This window comes from Vibrio sp. Vb1026 (assembly GCF_033338745.1).
In the GTDB taxonomy this organism is placed as follows: domain Bacteria; phylum Pseudomonadota; class Gammaproteobacteria; order Enterobacterales; family Vibrionaceae; genus Vibrio; species Vibrio alginolyticus.
Window position 1 is genome coordinate 1 of the sequence record NZ_JAWOTH010000206.1, and the last position, 1038, is coordinate 1038.

General features: G+C 40.9%; 1 protein-coding gene. It reads right to left on the reverse strand.

Annotation, left to right across the window (positions count from 1 at the left end):
• Positions 1-660, reverse strand: a 660-nt coding sequence (gene nhaR, locus R7E47_RS25330) for a transcriptional activator NhaR (protein WP_318085572.1), incomplete at its 3' end; no start/stop codon positions are given.
• Between the last annotated feature and the right edge of the window lie 378 nt (positions 661-1038).

A 1038-nucleotide genomic window follows, 5' to 3' on the forward strand; every position in this document is an offset into this window, starting at 1 on the left:
TCCCAAGACATCAGGTTGTAATCCTTGGCGATCAAACCATTGAATGACTTTTCGCCCCATCGCCGTTCGACTTGCTGGGATCAACAGCTTTTTCTTTTCCAAAATTTCAGGGAACTTCACGTCTGGAATGTCAGAAGATGCAAAGAAACTCATGCTACTCTCGCCAAGCTTCTTACTATAAAGGCCTGGGCTTTGCGTCGAGTCCACCGGGCAATCAGAAAGAATCATATCCAACTTGTGCTGCGATAGCCGTTCTAATAACAGTTCGTGCGTCGACTCGTAACAACGTAAGTGGATACTGTTGTCTTCAGGCACGGTTGTCATCAGCACTTTACTAACTAGCCGTTTTGACAGCGCATCGGCTACACCAACTTCAAACAAAATGTTGGAGTGCTGACTGTAGTTCACAAGATCAAGCATCTCATAGCTTAAACCAAACATACGATCCGCATATTTGAAGACCAATTGTCCGAGTTCTGTTGGTTCTACAGTACGGCCGTTTCGCTTGGTTAGCTTGCCTTTCATCCGCTCTTCAAGCGCTTTGATTTGCCCGGTCACCGTTTGAGGAGTGAGAAAAAGCGCATCCGCGGCCTTGGTAACAGAGCCTTGCTTGCACACCATCCAGAAGTAATAAAGATGGTTGTAATTTAGATGTGACATCTGCCAATTCCAGAAAAGAAGGTGATGCTTTTTATACCAAATGTGACAGAGACAGACAAGATACTCGGCAAAACCATCACTTTAACCAACTAAAATTAAGTTTTACCGAAAACTCAATCTCAGTATTGTCATAAAACTTGAAGTAAAACGCACTTTTTATCGAATTCTCATCAAAAAAACCTCAGTTTGTAAAACCAATAAAGCCTATATTTTTCAATGAATTAAAACAGGATAATCCGCTATCTTTTTTGAACTATTAAAAAGCACAATAAAAAGTGTCCACAGAAATCAATCTGTAATATTACTGAAATATTTGTTCTCTAACATCGCCCGAAGTTTCAACTTAAGACCGAAAAACGAACTTAAAGGTCAACGGAG